The following is an 868-nucleotide window of genomic DNA, read 5'->3' on the forward strand; positions in this document are numbered from 1 at the left end:
CACCTTCCACAACTTTGAAAAATCAGACTACGCTAACGGAAGCTACTTCGATAAGTATGTGACAGGCGAATTTGTTCCTAAATCAGACCGTGTTAAAGAACTCTTCAAAGATGTCTTTATCCCAAGTGCTGCTGATTGGGCTGCACTTCGCGAAAAGGTTCAAGCAGATGGTCTTTATCACCAAAACCGTCTAGCTGTTGCACCAAATGGTTCTATCAGCTACATCAACGACGTTTCTGCTTCTATCCACCCAATTACACAACGTATCGAAGAACGTCAAGAAAAGAAAATTGGTAAAATCTACTACCCTGCTGCAGGCTTGTCAACAGATACTATTCCTTACTACACTTCTGCCTACGACATGGATATGCGTAAAGTGATTGATGTTTACGCTGCTGCAACTGAACACGTGGATCAAGGGCTTTCACTCACTCTCTTCATGCGTAGCGACATTCCAAAAGGCCTCTACGAATGGAAGAAAGAAAACAAACAAACGACTCGTGATCTCTCTATCCTTCGTAACTATGCCTTTAACAAGGGTATCAAGTCTATCTACTACGTCCGTACCTTTACAGACGACGGTGGAGAAGTCGGTGCTAACCAATGTGAAAGCTGTGTAATCTAATCTTTTCTTGAGGAAACTACATTTTCTCAGGCTATCGATTCATTTACCAAGCTAAGCTGGAATATAAGCATCTATACTATGAAATAACAAAAAAGTCGGGCTTCCGACTTTTTGTACGATACTCCTCTAGAATTATGATAAAATAGAAATAATTGTGAGTTCACAATATTAAACACAGAAAGAGATTTCAAATGGAAACTTACTACAAAGCCATTAACTGGAATGCCATCGAAGATGTCATCG

General features: G+C 40.2%; 1 pseudogene. It reads left to right on the plus strand.

From position 1 onward, the window contains the following. Positions 1-625: pseudogene (locus tag SORDD16_RS11825) on the plus strand (class 1b ribonucleoside-diphosphate reductase subunit alpha); the annotation flags it as partial. Positions 626-868 lie beyond the last annotated feature (243 nt).

It is taken from the genome of Streptococcus oralis (genome assembly GCF_001578945.1).
Lineage (GTDB): Bacteria > Bacillota > Bacilli > Lactobacillales > Streptococcaceae > Streptococcus > Streptococcus oralis_Q.